This is a genomic window from Rhodospirillales bacterium, from assembly GCA_028824295.1.
Taxonomy (GTDB): domain Bacteria; phylum Pseudomonadota; class Alphaproteobacteria; order TMED109; family TMED109; genus VXPW01.
In genome coordinates this window covers 81,007-96,225 of record JAPPED010000016.1, presented here as the reverse complement: position 1 = coordinate 96,225, position 15,219 = coordinate 81,007, and the positions used below count along the sequence as shown (strand labels likewise).

The window sequence follows — 15,219 nt, the reverse complement described above, 5'->3', positions numbered from 1 at the left end:
GTCGACGGCCAGCGAAAGACAAGCCCCGTCATGCACCGAAACGAAGGACGGAGGAGTCTCGCTCTCGCCGTTGATGAGCGCGACCCGACCGTCGCCGAGCGCGGCCGCAAGCAGCCCCTCCCTTAGGAACACCGCGCCCACCACATAGGCGTCGAGTTCCCGACCGGTGCCGATGCGATCAAGCAGCGACGTCTTGCCCTGTTCGGCGGACCAACTCATGCGATGCAGGCGTCGAACTGCCGACGCAGTGCCGATTCATCCAGGTTTCGTCCAATGAACACCAAGCGACTCTCTTGGGTCTCGCTTGCGTTCCACGGCTTCGTGAAATTGCCTTCCATCAGCATGTGGACCGCCTGGACGACGTACTGCCTGTCCTGACCGGCGATCGACAGGATCCCCTTGGTTCGCAACAGGTCTTGGCCACACTCGACAAGTAGGCGCTGCAACCACCCCGAGACGCGGGTTCCGTCCAAGGGCCGGTCAGTGCGCAGGCAGACGCTCTTCACAGCATCGTCGTGTTCATGGTCGTCTTCCGAAAGAAAGTCGGGCTCGATCGCCAGGATGCGATCGAGATCGAAGGCCCGGCGCCCCAGCACCGAGTCAAGCCCCACCTCGCATCGCTGCGTGCGGTGGATCACCGCCGTGGCATTGATCGAACGAATGCGAGTCTCCACCAGCGCCAGTTCGTCGGCCGGCACGAGATCCGTCTTGTTGAGCAGGATGACGTCGGCGAAGGCAATCTGTTCGAGCGCCTCATGGCTGTCTTCCAGCCGTTGGACGACATGGCGGGCGTCGACCACCGTTACGATCGAATCGAGGCAGGTCCGCCGCCGAACATCGCCGTCGACAAAGAAGGTCTGGGCAACCGGCGCGGGATCGGCAAGGCCGGTGGTCTCGATGAGGATTCCATCGAAGCTGCCCGGCCGTTTCACCAGCCCGCCAAGGATGCGGATCAGATCCCCGCGTACGGTGCAACAGATGCAGCCGTTGTTCATCTCGAACACTTCCTCGTCGGCGTTGACCACAAGGTCGTTGTCGATGCCAATTTCGCCGAACTCGTTGACGACCACGGCGTATTTCTTGCCGTGCTCCTCGGTCAGGATGCGGTTCAGGAGCGTGGTCTTGCCAGCGCCGAGATAACCGGTCAGAACGGTAACGGGGATCTGATTCATTGCTTCCTCTCCTGCCATCATTGCGCCTGTTCAGCAGCGCCCAACGGCCATTGCTCCGTGCGTGGATGCCGGCAGAAAGCGCGGTCCGGGATACGACCCCATGCCCGGTGTGCCAACCTGTTGCTCTCGCTCCGGCAACTTCGGCGTCCCAGCTTTCGCTGGATGCGCCGAGCCTTACGACGTCAGCGCCCGTGCGAGCGTCATCGCGTTGTGCCGCATCATGTCGAGGTACGTCGGCGCCGGGCCGTCCGGGCCGGACAGAGCCTCGGGATAGAGCGTGCCGCCAATGACGGCTCCCGTCTCGTCGGCAATGCGCCTCAGGAGGCGCCGATCACCGACGTTCTCGATGAAGACGGCCCGAATGCCCTGTTCCCGAATCTGCCGGATCAGGCGGACGACATCTTGCGCGGACGCCTTCGATTCGGTGCTAAGCCCCTGCGGCGCGATGAACGTCAGCCCGTAGTCGCGACCGAAATACTGGAACGCGTCGTGGGAGGTGACGACGGTCCGGCTGCCGGCGGGAAGCCCGGAAACAATCTTGCTGATCTCCGAGTCAAAGGCTTCGAGTTCATTCACATAGGCCTCGCGGTTCCGGTAGAACACGCTGGCATTCCCCGGATCAGCCCGGGCCAGCGCCGCGGTGATGTTGTCGACGTAGACCACTGCATTGCGAAGGCTCTGCCACGCATGCGGATCGAAGGCGCCATGGTCATGACCGTCGTGTTGGACGTCCCCGGCGTGTTCGTCGTGGTCAGCCTCCCCGGCGTGTTCGTCATGGTTGGCCTCGCGGTCGCGATCGCGCGTGTCGCCGTCGGGCTCGTACGCGATCGGCTCGATCCCGTCGGCGGCCACCACCCGGACACCGCGGAATTCCGAGGCGTCGATCAGGCGGTTCAGCCAGCCTTCGAACTGCAACCCGTTGACTACGAGGATTTGTGCTTCGCGGACGGCCCGCGCATCGACCGGGGTCGGCCGGTACATGTGTGTATCTCCGTTGGGGCCGACGAGCGTCGTGACGGCGACGTGCTCGCCGCCGATCCGCTTCACCATGTCCCCAAGGATCGAGAAGGTAGCGACGACCGGGATCGGTCGGTCTGACTGTGCAAAGGGCGGCGCGGCAAGCGACAGGGCAAAGACGGCGGCGGCAAATGTCAGCAGCGATCGGCGGGTGAGCACGGAGATGTCCTTTCAGGCTTCGGGATAACGGCGCGGGAAGGCCCGCGTGGCGAGACCGCCAGCAGGCGGTCCGAGAACCGGCGACGGCGCGGCGGCGAGACCCGCGACGAGATCACCGACGGCCGCACCCGGCAGGATTGCCCGGGCCATTGCGTTGCCCGGCAGGCTCAGGTGGCGGGGCATCCGGAACTCCCTGATTGATGTCGCGGCGACGGTCCGTTGGGAAGACGTGCTCTACATGGGTGCAAGCCCCGGTATCCGGCTACGCCGCGCCGGCTTCCGCGCACCGCGCGCACCTGCCCTCGACCTCGACCGTGCGGCTTGTCACGACAAATCCCAAGACGGCAGCATGCTCGGCCAGCAGTGTTGCAATCCGCGGGTCCACGAACTCGACTGACGCCCGGCAGCCTTGGCAGATGAAGAACATGCAATCGTGGTTGCGCTCGGGATGGGCGCACGGGAGGTAGGCGTTCAGGGTTTCGATTTTGGAGACGAGACCCTGCGCCATCAGGAAGGCGAGCGCCCTGTACACCGTCGGCGGTCCAACAGGGCGCGAATCCCGGCGCTTCAGCGCCTCCATCAACTGGTAGGCACTGGCCGGTTCACGTCTGGCCCACAGCAACTCCAGGATACCTCTGCGCAGCTCGGTCATCTGTACACCGCGTTCCCGACAAATTGCTGTAGCCAGCGCGATCCGCTCATACGGCGCGTACCGCCCGCCGCCGTGCGGATCGGTGCAGGGCCGGGGTCGGGTCGACGGTGGAGTCATCGCCCATCTCACCTTGCGGGGCCAGAATGTTATGTTATAACATAACATATCAAAATGCTACAGGAGGGCCGGGCGGGGCAAACCGACATGAAAGGCCCCGAAATGGACGTCACTGTTCTCAAGCATCAGCCCTGGACGCCTGTACGCCCTAGCTCGGAAGCACGCTGCCGGCCGCCGCACTTCAACCCCGGAGTCACCGCTGGCATGTCGATCGAGTGGGCCGGGGATGATCCAGGCCGGAAGGGGCTGCACGGAACGCCCGAGCGCGGCGCGCGGGCCTGCGGACGCTGTTCCAAATCACTGCGCCATCCATCACCGATGGTATTCTCACCCTGCTGATGCCACACAATCATGAGCTCAAGGCGACGATCGCCCAGAAGTACGCAGCGGTCGAGGCGTATCTTGATGAGCGCGGACGTCGGATGTGGGCGGCTGCAGAATCGCGCGCTATCGGGCATGGAGGTGATGCGCTGGTCTCGGATGCGACAGGACTGTCGCGCCCGACCATTCGCAAGGGGCGCCGCGAGCTGGAGTCGGGCGGCGCGGAGTTCGGTCGCATCCGCCGCCCGGGTGCGGGGCGCCCGAGGATCGAACGGTCCCAACCTGGCTTCAGGCGGGCACTGGAGCAGCTGGTTGACCCGCTGACGCGCGGCGACCTGCAATCGCCGTTGCGCTGGACATGCAAGAGTCGGCGGGGGCTCGCCGCGGCACTGACGGACGCCGGCTGGAAGGTGAGCCCGATGACCGTGGGCCGATCGCTGCACGAGCTGGGCTATCGGTCGCAATCGGTGCGCAAGAGTCACGAGTTGACCCCGCATCCGAACAGCAACGAACAGTTCGAACACATCAATTCGAAGGCAGATGACTTTCTCCGGCGTTCACAGCCGGTGATCTCCGTCGACACCAAGAAAACGGAGTTGATCGGCGACTTCAAGCTCACAGGCTGGGAGTGGCAGCCCAAAGGGCGGCCCGAAAAGTCGCTGGTCCGCGACGTTCCCCAGGATGCGGCGGGCAGGGCGATTCCCTACGGCATCTATGACATGAGCCGCTACGAAGCGTGGGTCAGTGTCGGACTTGACCACGACACCCCTGCATTCGCGTTGGCGTCGCTTCGGCGGTGTTGGGGGGAGTTGAGTACGAGCCGTTACCCGGGCGCACGCGAATTGTTCATCACTGCCGCAGCGGGGGGCGGCAACGGATTGCGTTCGCGCACATGGAAGCAGGGGCTTCAGCATTTTGCCGACGAGACGGGGGTGCGCGTGCACGTCAGCCACTTCCCGCCCGGCACCTGCAAGTGGAACAAGATCGAGCACCGGCTGTTCTGTCACATCACGCAGCATTGGCGACGCAAGCCGCTGCAAGTCTTTGAGACCGTCGTCGATCTCATCGGCAATCCCCGAACCGACGCGAGGCTTCGGATCAACGCCGAGCTCGATATGCGCAAGTACGCGAAGCGGGTAACGGCGACGGACACGGAGTTGGAAGCCCAGTCGATACGTCGTGACGAATCCGGCGATGACTGGAACTACGAACTTCACCCGCAGTAAGCTGGAAACCCAGCTTCCATCAAACTCCGGCGAGGAATTCTTTGCCTGTTGCGCCGAAGACCCGGCCATCTTGCTGGCCAGAACTTTTGGGAGAACTGCTGGCTGCGACGAGATGATCGTCTTGCATGCGCGATATGAGTCCCGAATCTCAGGGCGAGCGCCCGGTTCGGTGACCATGTCCTCTGTGCGCGCACCGACTTCACGGACGCGCACGCGTGGATCCTGACCCGCACGTTTGCGGACTACGCCGAAGCGGACGAGGCGGTCGAATTGCCGGTGGACCTTGAGGTGGACGCCGCGGCGGAAGCAGAGGTTCCGCGCCACCACTGATCAGGCGTTGGACGGAAGCCTGCCCACAGCCGGGCTCCGAACGTTCCCGGCTGCAGTCATGAGCGGGCTGACTGACATGGACTGTCGGCAGCCAATACAGTACGCTATCTTTTGACTCAAAAGATGGTCTTTTGAATTCTGGAGGAAATCTGACGGTTAAACTTCGGACGCGGGCCAACGATCCCCGGGAACTCCCCGCCTACACGATCTCGGAGGCAGCTCACTACCTCACCGTCCCGGCGGCAACGATCCGCTACTGGTCGGTGGGTCGTCACAACTACGCACCACTCATCAAGGTTCCTGAGCGCACGCCGGCGTTACTGTCCTTCATCAATCTCACAGAACTTCACGTTCTCGCTGCGATTCGGCGCAAGCACGAAGTGAAGATGCCGAGCATTCGACGGGCGATCGAGTACCTGGCAACAAACGCCAGACATGCAATCGACCGGAACCATCCGCTGATCAGTCGCGCATTGGAAACGGACGGGCTTGACCTGTTCATCGAGCAATACGGACAACTGATCAATATCAGCCGAGCCGGACAAACGGCCATGCGAGAGATCGTCAGCGCGGCGCTCCGTCGCATTGATCGCGATCCCGATGGGATCCCGATCAAGCTCTTTCCGTTTACCCGGGCTTCCGTCGCCGCCACACCCTCCATCGTGGTTATTGACCCGAGGCTCTCCGCAGGCCGTCCCGTCATCAGCGGCACCGGCCTCGCAACCCAACTCATCGCTGAGCGCTACAAGGCAGGTGAATCGATCAGTGACCTAGCGTACGACTATGAGCGTGGAAATGAAGAAATCGAAGAAGCGATTCGGTGCGAACTCCAAGCCGCTGCCTGAGCCGACACTCTTTCTCGATCGCAACCTCGGAAGGCACATCATTGCGGACCGGCTTCGGTCAGAAGGCATGAAAGTCGAGGTGCATGACGACCATCTTGCATCGGATGCGCCGGACGAGGATTGGATCTCGCTCGTCGGGCGCAACCATTGGGTGGCAATCACGAAAGACAAGAACATCCGTTATCGAATAGCGGAACTCGAGGCCATCAGGAACCATTCAGCGCAGATCATCGTGATTCGAGCGAAGAACGCGACCGGAGCGGACATCGCCGCGCTGCTCGTGAAGGGCAGGCGCCGTATTGCCCGCTTCGCCACCGCAACGCCTTCGCCATTCGTGGGAGGCGTGTACGGAAGCGGCGCGATCAAGGCATACCCGATCATCTGAGGTTCTCTTCTTTCACTGACATATTGAAGGGAGGCACAGCTCGAGAGGTAGTAAATCCGCCTTCGACCAGATGATTCGTTCGATAGTCGGCGGCGGGTTGATGCCGTGCCGTGCCCCCTAATCGAACCTCAGGAATCTCTTGCAGCATTGAGGCCATCGGCACGAAGGTCATTCGTATTCGTCGCGCAGCTCGAAGGTGAAGGTCATGGCCACGAGCTGGGTAGAGCCGCGCCACATGAGCTGTGCGCCGGGTAGACCGCGGGAGCGCCGAGGCCTTCCGTCGGAGCGTGCGACCAGATCGACCGCCTCGTCCGAGCATGTGGGCAGTTCCGTCTTGCGTGAGCGCGCGATCGTTGCGAGCACGTGCAGTTCGGCGTCAGAGAAGAGCAGTGCGACGGACCTGCGCCGCACGGGTGGCACACTGTGTCCGTATCGGGAGTCAAGCAGATCCCTGAGTCTACCCGCCACTATTACTCCACTCCGCAATGACGGAACGTGTGTCTTGCCCTAGCCAAGGGCACCGGTTCGACCCCGGTGACCGCGGCTTGCCATGTCCCGCCATTCCAAACCACAATCGGGCGATGGTCCGGCGGACGACGAGCGTGGCCTCATGAATCGCGAAACGGGCGGCAGACAGTCGATGGCCGACGGCAGCGGCCCCTCCGTGGCGAAGCGCCTCTTCGCCGACTACGAAACCCGCCCGGCGTACTACGACGAGATGTTCGCAGCCACCGGCGTGCCGCGCGCACATTGCCTGGAACTCTGTGAGGCGCTCGACCGGATGCAGCCCGACGAGATTGCCGCCATGCAGGCGCTCGCCGAACGCTCCTTCCTGCACCAGGGAATCACCTTCGCGGTGTACGGGGAGGAGGGTGCGCAGGAGCGGATCATCCCGATCGACTTCCTGCCGAGGCTGCTCAACGCGGCCGACTGGGACGTCGTGGAGCGCGGGCTCCGCCAGCGGCTGAAGGCGCTCAACCTCTTCCTCGCCGACGTCTACGGGCCGGGGCGGATCATCGCCGACGGCGTCATACCGGTCGATCTGGTGCGCGGCTGCCCGCAATACCGGGTCGCGATGCGCGGCCTCGACGTGCCGCACGGCGTCCATGTCGCGCTCTGCGGGACGGACATCGTGCGAACCAACGACGGCTTCATGGTGCTGGAGGACAACCTGCGCGTCCCCTCGGGGGTCTCGTACATGCTGGCCAACCGCCGGGCGCTGAAGACGAGCCTCCGCAACCTGTTCAGGCGGCACCACGTCCGCGGCATCGAGCATTACGGCCAGTTGCTCCGCCAGACCTTGGCCGAACTGGCGCCGCCCGGCGTCTCCGACCCCTGCATCGTCCTGCTGACCCCCGGCGTCTACAACTCGGCCTTCTACGAGCACATGTTCCTGGCGCGCGAAATGGGGGTCGAGCTGGTGCAGGGCAGCGACCTGCTCGTCCACAACGGGATCGTCTACATGCGGACAACCGCCGGGCTCCGGCGGGTGGACGTGATCTATCGCCGCATCGACGACGACTTCATCGATCCGCTGGCGTTCCGTGCCGAGTCGCAGCTCGGCACCCCCGGGCTCTTCTATGCCTACCGGCTCGGCAACGTGACGATCGCCAACGCGCCGGGCACGGGCGTCGCCGACGACAAGGCCGTCTACGCCTATGTCCCCGACATGATCCGCTACTACCTGAGCGAGGAGCCGGTGCTCGCCAACGTCGAGACCCATCTCTGCCGCGAGCCGGAGGAACTGGCGTTCACGCTGGACAACCTGGAGACCCTCATCGTGAAGATGGTGGGCGAATCCGGCGGCTACGGCATGCTGGTCGGCCCCCACGCGACGCCGGCCGAACGCGCGGCCTACGCCGAGCAGATCCGCAAGGACCCGGCCAACTACATCTCGCAACCCGTGCTCGACCTCTCCGTCTCGCCCTGCCTCGCGGCGAACGGTGCCGCGCCCCGTCATGTCGACCTCCGCCCCTTCGTCCTCCACGGCAGCGAAACACGTCTCGTCCCGGGCGCCTTCTGCCGGGTCGCCCTCGTCGAGGGCTCGCTCGTCGTCAATTCGAGCCAGGGTGGCGGCGGCAAGGACCTCTGGGTCCTGTCCTCCTGACGGCATGCTGTCGCGCAACGCCGAGGGCCTCTACTGGATCGGCCGCTACCTGGAGCGGGCGCGGCACGGCTGCCGTCTCCTTTCGGACCAGCTCGCGACCATGGAGGACCGGCCGGTCGAGGAGATCGACCAAGGCTGGCGGCGCCTCTACCGGGCCGTGCACCGGACGCCCCTCGGCGGATTCCTGGCATCCGGCGAGGAGGGCGAGGACTTCATGCTGGCCGATGCCTACACGATGGCCGACGACCTGACCTTCGAGCCGGGCAACCCCGATTCGATCCGCAACTGCCTCGCGGCGGCGCGCGAGAATGCCCGGCAGGTCCGCAACATCCTCGGTGTCCGGATGTGGGACTGTCTCAACCTCGCGTACCTGGACATCCGCGACATCGGCATCGAGACCATCTGGAACGACCAGCCTGACGCCTTCTACCTCCGCACTGAGGACGCCATCCGTACCTTCTCCGGCATCGCCGTCAGCAGCATGTACCGCGACGACGGATGGCACTTCCTGTGGCTCGGCTGGTTCGTCGAGCGGACGCAACTCCTCGCCGGTCTCATCGACGCCCACCTCGCCCAGTACCCCACGGCCGCCCAGCACAGCGAATCGGACTGGCGCGCCCTGCTCAGGATCTGCGAGGCGCACGTCGCTTACCGTCACCTGCACTCCCACAGCCATCGGCCCGGCCGCATGGTCGACTTCCTGGTGGCGGACCCCCTGCTCGCGCACTCGGTTCGCCATGCACTGGCGCGGGTCACGGAGGCCCTCGATGCCGTGTCCACCGGCCGGACGCTGGCGATCGAGGCGGGCCGGCGCGCGGGCAGGATGGCCGCCGCCATCGACTACGACTGGCCCAACCGTGACCCCGTTGACGACGACGCCACACGGGCGGCGCTCCGGGACGTCCGCGACTCGTGCCTCCTGCTGCACGAGGACATCGCGGCCACCTACTTCCACTACGAGATCGTGGACGCGCCATGACGGAGCGGACGCAGCGGCGCTTCGCGGTCGAGCACGTCTCCGACTTCCGCTACGGGGAGACCGCCCAGGGGAGCCTGGTGGTGCTACACCTGCGCCCGCGCGAGGACAACGGCCAGGCGCTGCACGCCTTCGAGCTCGACATCGATCCGGCCGCCGCGCCGGTCTCCTTCGCGGACGCCTTCGGCAACGGCTGCCACCTCTTCAACATCCACCGGGCGCATCGCCACACCCTGGTCTGTTCACGCTCGGAGGTCACGACCGTGGACCCGGCGCCGCTGCCGGGGCACCTGGAAGCGGACGCCTGGGAGGCGCTCCGGGAGTCCGCCTCCCCGGTGGACAACTGGGAGTTCATGGGACCCAGCCGGTTCGCGCGGCCAAGCCCGGCGCTCGCGACGTTCACCGACGCCAAGGCGATCCGCCGCGGGCGCGATCCGCTCTCGTCCCTCACGGAGATGGCTGCCGTGCTGTACCGGTCGTTTCGCTACGAGCCGGCCAGCACGTCAGTCGACTCGCCCATCGAGGACATCCTGGAAACCGGCCGCGGCGTCTGCCAGGACTACACCCACGTGATGATCGCGATCGCGCGATCGTGGGGCATTCCGAGCCGCTACGTGTCGGGCTACCTGCACCTCGAAGGGAAGGCGGGCGAGCAGACGCCCGCCGGGACCAGCCACGCCTGGGCGGAGTTCCTGCTGCCGGACCTGGGCTGGATCGGCTTCGACCCGACCAACGACACGCTCGCCGATCACCGCCACGTCCGAGTCGCCGTCGGCCGGGACTATGCCGACGCGGCGCCCACCCGGGGCGTCGTGGTGGGCGGCGGTGATTCCAGTCTCGACGTCCGGGTCACCGTGGTGGAGGACGGCGATCCGAAACCGGCCCACGCGCCGCACCGGGAACAGTCGAGCCTTCGTGACGTGACGCACGCCCCGCTGGTCCAGCCCGCGGGCGCCAATCAGTGACCACCCGGGCCATCGGCCTGGGCGTCAGTTCGCGAAATGGACGGTTGAGTTAGGCTATTTCAAAATCATATTTTGAATTAGCCTATTTTCTTGCCAAGCTGTCCGCCGTGATTGAACGCGACCTTGCGCAGAAGCTGACGGAAGCAGCACGAACCTGGCCTTCCATCACGCTCACCGGGCCCCGGCAGAGCGGCAAGACGACCCTGTGCCGCGCCATGTTCCCCGACCATCCGTACGCGACATTGGAAGCCCCGGACATCCGGAACTTTGCCAAGGAGGACCCCCGTGCCTTCCTCGAGCAATTCCCGCGCGGCGCCATCCTCGACGAAGTGCAGCGAGTGCCGGACCTTCTCTCCTACCTGCAGGGAATCATCGACGCTGAACCGGCGCCCGGACAGTGGATTCTTACCGGCTCGCAAGACCTTTCCCTGGTCGAATCGATCAGTCAGTCACTGGCCGGAAGGACCGCGCTGTACCACCTCCTTCCACTGACGCGGAGCGAGACGACGCGCTTCCCCCGGCACCCAGAAACCCTTGAGCAAGCCCTGTTCACCGGATCCTACCCGCGCATATTCGACGGCGGTCTCGATGCCAGCGACTGGCTTCGTTCCTACGTCGCCACCTACGTCGAGCGCGACGTCCGGATGCTCAGCAACGTGGGCGATCTGGCAACGTTCCAGCGGTTCGTCGCACTGTGCGCCGGCCGTACGGCCCAGTTGCTCAACTACTCGGCGCTGGCCGGGGATTGCGGCATCTCGCAACCGACAGCTAAAGCCTGGCTCAGCATCCTTGAAACCAGCTTTCTGGTGTTCCGCCTACCGGCCCTTCACACGAATCTACGCAAGCGTCTCGTCAAGATGCCCAAATTGCATTTCTACGACACCGGCCTGGTGTGCTGGCTTCTGGGTATTCGCACGTCCGAACAGCTGCGCATGCACCCGTTGCGCGGCCCCATTTTTGAGACCTGGGCGGTTTCGGAGATCGTCAAGCACAGGGCCAACAGAGGTGAAGCCGGCGGGGTGTCGTTTTACCGAGACCAGAACGGCGCGGAAAGCGACCTCGTCATCGAAGGGGCCACCGGCTTCATGCTTCTCGAGGCCAAGTCGACCAAGACCGCGTCAGCCAGCCTGTTTGACGACGCCAAGCGGGTCCGAAAACACCTGGCCCGATCATCCGGACCGTGCCCCGTCGCGGTTGTCTACGGCGGCGATCAACCGCAGCGCCGGGGCACAGACACCCTGATTCCCTGGCGAGAGCTGCACGGCCTCGACTGGTAGGCGCCGGACCCTCGCGCATTCGTTCGATCAACGAGATGCTCTCGCTGCGCAAGATCCGTTGTTCGGGGCGCGTCTGTCGCGTCAGGCGGCCGGGGCAGTCTCCCACTGCTCCTGCAACTGCAGCCACCGCGCCTCGGCTTGTGCCAGATCGCGGGTAACCTCGCGAAGTTCCCTCTGCAACGCGACCGCCTTCTCGCCACCGCCGTCATACAGGTCAGGAGCTGCCATCGCCTCGTCGAGTTCGGCCTTCCTCGTTGTCAGTTGTTCGACCATCCGCTCGGCATGTTGGAGATCGCGGCGAAGCGGTGCGAGGGCCCGGCGCTGCGCGGCCGCACGACGCCGTTGATCCCGCTTGTTCTTCGGATGGAGTGACGGCGTCTCCCCGGTCCCGGTGTCGGCGCGCTTCCCGTTGGCGGAACCCGCAAGCAGGAGGTCCCGATAGTCCTGCAGGTCGCCGTCGAATGGCGCCACGGTCCCGTCCGCAACCAGCCAGAAGCGGTTGGCGGTCAGCTTGATGACGTGGGGATCGTGGCTGACAATGACGACGGCGCCGGCGAAGGAATTGATCGCCTGGATCAGCGCCTGGCGCGAATCGACATCAAGATGGTTCGTCGGTTCGTCGAGCAGCAGGACATGGGGCCGGTCGGCCGTCATCAGCGCGAACAGGAGACGCGCCTTCTCGCCTCCGGACAGGCTCGCGACGGTGGTCAGGGCACGGTCCTGGGAAAAGCCGAACCGGGCAAGCTGGGAGCGGATCTGTTCAGGTGAATCGCCGGGGCGTCGACGGGTCAGCTCGCTCACCGGCGTCCCCGCCAGGTCGAGCTCGTCGGCCTGGTGCTGCGCGAAGTAGCCGACCCGCAACTTCGGCGCGGCGGACACCGTGCCCCCCATCGGCGAAAGCCGGCCTGCCAACAACCGGATCAGGGTCGACTTGCCGTTGCCGTTCGCGCCCAGCAGCGCGATCCGGTCGTCGTCGTCGAGGTACAGCGAGAGCCGCTTCAGCACCGGCGTGTCGTCGTAGCCGACCGATACCTCCCGGGCGCTGAACAGCGGCGGCGCCTGGGGTTCGGGATCGGGGAACTGAAAGATAACGCTGGCCTCGTCCTGGTGCTCCGGGATCGGTTCCATCCGTTCCAGCATCTTCAGACGCGACTGGGCTTGGCGCGCCTTGGTGGCCTTGTACCGAAACCGCGCCACGAACTTCTCGATGTGGGCGCGCTGCGCCTCCTGGCGGGCGCGCAGTTTCGCATCCCGCGCGAGGCCCATGCGCCGGGTGCGTTCGAAGCGGTCGTAGCCGCCCTGGTAGAGCTTCAGCTGACGGTGCTCGAGATGCAGGATCTTCTGGGCGACGCTGTTCAGGAGGTCGCGCTCGTGACTGACGACGAGCACGGTCCCGCTGTAGCGCCGCAGGTACTCCTCCAGCCACAGGGTGGATTCCAGGTCGAGGTGATTGGTCGGCTCGTCGAGCAGCAGCAGGTCGGGCCGGGTAAACAGCAGCGCCGCCAGCATGACCCGCATGCGCCAGCCGCCCGAGAACGTGTCGAGCGGGCGCTGCTGGGCCGCGTGATCGAAGCCGAGCCCGTCGAGGATGCGGGCGGCCCGGGCGGGCGCGCTGTGCGCCTCCTTGTCCTGCAGGCGTTCGTGAATCTCGACGATCCGCGCGTGGTCCGTCGCGGTCGCGGCCTCGCGCTGCAGGGCGGTGAGTTCGTGGTCGGCGGCCAGCACGGCCTCGACCGGGCTCCGCGAACCCGAGGGCGCCTCCTGGCTCGTCATGCCGATCCGCCAGCGCCCGGACACGCTGACGGTCCCGTTCGCCGGCTCCAGGGCGCCGGTGATCAGGCGGAGCAGCGTCGTCTTGCCAGTCCCGTTGCGGCCGACGAAGCCCACGCGGTGCCCGGCGTTGACCACCGTGCTCGCCCCGTCGAACAGCACCCGGTCGCCGATCCGGTACGTCAGGTTGTCGATCCGCAGCATGGCCGGGGTGTACACCCCGTGTGGAGAAATACAACGCTCGGGCCCGAGGCACCCCTGCATCTTGGAGCAGCAGCCTTCGGGCCCGGCGGCTGGCGCGGTGGCCGACCGACCAACTCCAATCGAACCCTGACCTCCTTGGTGCAGCGGTCCGCACGAGACACTGCCGGGGACAACCGGCTCGCAGCTGCAGGAAACCCGCTCTTTCGTGTCTCGCGATCGCCGCCGGCGTTGCGGATTCCCGGGTTGGCGGAAACTGCCGCCATAAATGCTGAATATTCGAATCTTCTACTCGAATTATCAGCTTCTAGCTGCTAGTGTTCTCTGATGGTCCACCTGCCTCGTCCGCGTGAGATGGACGCCGTTCAGTCTAGGCTCCGCCGCGCCCCGATCACGGCGCTCCTCGGTCCCCGGCAATGCGGCAAGACCACGTTGGCTCGATCGCTGAACGCCGAGCATTTCTTCGACCTCGAGGATCCGCGTAGCCTTGCTCGCTTGGACGCGCCGCAAACTGCCCTCGAGGGCTTGACCGGCGTCGTCGTGATCGACGAAGTGCAGCGCAAGCCGGATCTCTTTCCCCTTCTCCGCGTCCTTGCCGACCGCCAGCACTCCACGCGGTACCTGCTGCTCGGCAGCGCCTCGCCGGAGCTGGTGAAGGAGGTCTCCGAAAGCCTTGCCGGCCGGGTCGCCTATCACGACCTCGGTCCCCTGGCGCTCGACGAGACGGGGGTCGGCGAATGGCGCAACCTGTGGCTCCGGGGCGGGTTCCCGCGAAGCTTCCTGTCGGAGGACAACGCCTCCTCTGCCCTGTGGCGCGAAGACTTCATCCGCAGCCACCTGGAGCGCGACATTCCCGCCCTCGGAATCACGGTTCCGGCGGAGACCCTGCGGCGGTTCTGGGTGATGGTGAGCCACTACCATGGCCAAACACTCAACTTCACCGAGCTCGGTCGATCGTTCGGGATTTCGGATCACACGGTTCGCCGTTACCTCGAGATCTTGAGCGGTACGTTCATGATCCGCTTGCTGCCGCCATGGCACGCGAACGTCGGCAAGCGGCTGGTGAAGGCGCCGAAGCTGTACATCCGTGACAGCGGCCTGTTCCATGCGCTCCACACCATCGCCACTCCCGCGCAACTGGAGGCGCATCCCAAGCTCGGCGCCTCGTGGGAAGGATTTGCGATGGAGCAGGCGATCCGCTTCCTGGGGATCCACCACCTGTACTTCTGGCGCACGCACACCGGCGCAGAGATGGACCTCGTCTGGCAGGCCGACGGTGCCCTGTGGGGCATGGAGTTCAAGTACCAGGACGCGCCGAGGATGACGCGGAGTATCCGCGCGGTACAGCGCGACCTGCCCCTGCAGCACGTGTGGATCGTGTATCCGGGATCTGGCCGATATGAGCTCGACCACGCGGTCAGCGTGGTGCCCGTGGTCGACCTTCCCGATGTTGTGGCCCGCAAGGGCGAATGACGGGCGAATGGCGCCCCGTCAGGACCGTGACCCTTCCGTAGATCCGCGTCATCGTGAAGTGCACGGGTCCGTCAACGATCAGCGGCATTACACGCGGTACTCGGAGATGTACCAAGACGTGCGGACGGCGGGCTCGGTCACCGGCTTCATCAGGGTGCTGCTCTCCAAGCAATCCCGCGTATCGCAAGTAAATCGGAATTCGGTCAAGTCGTGGCCTCGTGCACCC

General features: G+C 65.2%; 15 protein-coding genes. 8 read left to right on the top strand and 7 right to left on the bottom strand.

What is annotated here, in order from left to right; all coding sequences use genetic code 11:
* The 5 genes from OXH60_07940 to OXH60_07920 all read right to left on the bottom strand — a co-directional run.
* Nucleotides 1-219 (bottom strand): hypothetical protein (locus OXH60_07940; protein MDE0712050.1); only part of this gene is annotated, 219 nt, incomplete at its 3' end.
* On the bottom strand, nucleotides 216-1,172 hold the full coding sequence (locus tag OXH60_07935; GenBank protein MDE0712049.1) for a GTP-binding protein: 957 nt from the start codon (nucleotides 1,170-1,172) through the stop codon (nucleotides 216-218). The genes OXH60_07940 and OXH60_07935, both read right to left, overlap by 4 nt.
* Before the next feature lie 174 nt (nucleotides 1,173-1,346).
* Nucleotides 1,347-2,348 (bottom strand): metal ABC transporter substrate-binding protein, encoded by a 1,002-nt coding sequence (locus OXH60_07930; protein MDE0712048.1) that lies wholly within the window; start codon nucleotides 2,346-2,348, stop codon nucleotides 1,347-1,349.
* Nucleotides 2,349-2,360: 12 nt separating this feature from the next.
* Entirely contained in the window at nucleotides 2,361-2,531 is a 171-nt protein-coding gene (locus OXH60_07925; GenBank protein MDE0712047.1) for a hypothetical protein, read from the bottom strand.
* Between the two features lie 79 nt (nucleotides 2,532-2,610).
* Nucleotides 2,611-3,117, bottom strand: coding sequence for a Fur family transcriptional regulator (locus tag OXH60_07920; protein ID MDE0712046.1), 507 nt, complete (start codon nucleotides 3,115-3,117; stop codon nucleotides 2,611-2,613).
* Between the two features lie 338 nt (nucleotides 3,118-3,455).
* Between OXH60_07920 and OXH60_07915 the strand changes: the two genes are divergently transcribed.
* The 3 genes from OXH60_07915 to OXH60_07905 all read left to right on the top strand — a co-directional run bounded on the left by OXH60_07915 (nucleotide 3,456) and on the right by OXH60_07905 (nucleotide 6,224).
* Nucleotides 3,456-4,664 (top strand): ISAzo13 family transposase, encoded by a 1,209-nt coding sequence (locus OXH60_07915; GenBank protein MDE0712045.1) that lies wholly within the window; start codon nucleotides 3,456-3,458, stop codon nucleotides 4,662-4,664.
* 461 nt (nucleotides 4,665-5,125) lie between these two features.
* Nucleotides 5,126-5,839 (top strand): DUF433 domain-containing protein, encoded by a 714-nt coding sequence (locus tag OXH60_07910; protein MDE0712044.1) that lies wholly within the window; start codon nucleotides 5,126-5,128, stop codon nucleotides 5,837-5,839.
* Entirely contained in the window at nucleotides 5,790-6,224 is a 435-nt protein-coding gene (locus OXH60_07905; protein ID MDE0712043.1) for a hypothetical protein, read from the top strand. The genes OXH60_07910 and OXH60_07905 overlap by 50 nt, the downstream gene beginning before the upstream one ends.
* Before the next feature lie 168 nt (nucleotides 6,225-6,392).
* Here OXH60_07905 and OXH60_07900 read toward each other — a convergent pair whose 3' ends face one another.
* Nucleotides 6,393-6,692 carry a hypothetical protein gene (locus tag OXH60_07900; protein ID MDE0712042.1) on the bottom strand — a complete coding sequence of 100 codons (300 nt, stop codon included), beginning with the start codon at nucleotides 6,690-6,692 and terminating at the stop codon, nucleotides 6,393-6,395.
* A gap of 172 nt (nucleotides 6,693-6,864) precedes the next feature.
* Between OXH60_07900 and OXH60_07895 the strand changes: the two genes are divergently transcribed.
* The 4 genes from OXH60_07895 (at nucleotide 6,865) to OXH60_07880 (ending at nucleotide 11,549) form a co-directional block, all read left to right on the top strand.
* The gene (locus OXH60_07895) at nucleotides 6,865-8,331 is read left to right on the top strand and encodes a circularly permuted type 2 ATP-grasp protein (GenBank protein ID MDE0712041.1); all 1,467 of its coding nucleotides are present in this window, start codon (nucleotides 6,865-6,867) and stop codon (nucleotides 8,329-8,331) included.
* Nucleotides 8,332-8,335: 4 nt separating this feature from the next.
* Nucleotides 8,336-9,310, top strand: a complete 975-nt coding sequence (locus OXH60_07890; GenBank protein MDE0712040.1) for an alpha-E domain-containing protein — start codon at nucleotides 8,336-8,338, stop codon at nucleotides 9,308-9,310.
* Nucleotides 9,307-10,272, top strand: a complete 966-nt coding sequence (locus tag OXH60_07885) for a transglutaminase family protein (protein MDE0712039.1) — start codon at nucleotides 9,307-9,309, stop codon at nucleotides 10,270-10,272. Before OXH60_07890 ends, OXH60_07885 begins: the two co-directional genes overlap by 4 nt.
* A gap of 107 nt (nucleotides 10,273-10,379) precedes the next feature.
* Complete coding sequence (locus tag OXH60_07880; protein MDE0712038.1) at nucleotides 10,380-11,549, top strand: ATP-binding protein; 1,170 nt, start codon at nucleotides 10,380-10,382, stop codon at nucleotides 11,547-11,549.
* A gap of 81 nt (nucleotides 11,550-11,630) precedes the next feature.
* On the opposite strand, the gene OXH60_07875 is transcribed toward OXH60_07880, so the two are convergent.
* A complete protein-coding gene (locus OXH60_07875) occupies nucleotides 11,631-13,523 on the bottom strand; it encodes an ABC-F family ATP-binding cassette domain-containing protein (protein ID MDE0712037.1) in 1,893 nt (630 codons plus the stop codon).
* A gap of 351 nt (nucleotides 13,524-13,874) precedes the next feature.
* Here OXH60_07875 and OXH60_07870 point away from each other — a divergent pair, with 351 nt between their 5' ends.
* On the top strand, nucleotides 13,875-14,993 hold the full coding sequence (locus OXH60_07870; protein MDE0712036.1) for an ATP-binding protein: 1,119 nt from the start codon (nucleotides 13,875-13,877) through the stop codon (nucleotides 14,991-14,993).
* Nucleotides 14,994-15,219 lie beyond the last annotated feature (226 nt).

Coding starts and splice junctions, on each gene's coding strand:
- OXH60_07935 (MDE0712049.1), bottom strand. CDS start 1,172: ATGAATCAGATCCCCGTTACCGTTCTGACCGGTTATCTCGGCGCTGGC.
- OXH60_07925 (MDE0712047.1), bottom strand. CDS start 2,531: ATGCCCCGCCACCTGAGCCTGCCGGGCAACGCAATGGCCCGGGCAATC.
- OXH60_07920 (MDE0712046.1), bottom strand. CDS start 3,117: ATGACTCCACCGTCGACCCGACCCCGGCCCTGCACCGATCCGCACGGC.
- OXH60_07915 (MDE0712045.1), top strand. CDS start 3,456: ATGCCACACAATCATGAGCTCAAGGCGACGATCGCCCAGAAGTACGCA.
- OXH60_07905 (MDE0712043.1), top strand. CDS start 5,790: ATGAAGAAATCGAAGAAGCGATTCGGTGCGAACTCCAAGCCGCTGCCT.
- OXH60_07895 (MDE0712041.1), top strand. CDS start 6,865: ATGGCCGACGGCAGCGGCCCCTCCGTGGCGAAGCGCCTCTTCGCCGAC.
- OXH60_07890 (MDE0712040.1), top strand. CDS start 8,336: ATGCTGTCGCGCAACGCCGAGGGCCTCTACTGGATCGGCCGCTACCTG.
- OXH60_07885 (MDE0712039.1), top strand. CDS start 9,307: ATGACGGAGCGGACGCAGCGGCGCTTCGCGGTCGAGCACGTCTCCGAC.
- OXH60_07875 (MDE0712037.1), bottom strand. CDS start 13,523: ATGCTGCGGATCGACAACCTGACGTACCGGATCGGCGACCGGGTGCTG.
- OXH60_07870 (MDE0712036.1), top strand. CDS start 13,875: ATGGACGCCGTTCAGTCTAGGCTCCGCCGCGCCCCGATCACGGCGCTC.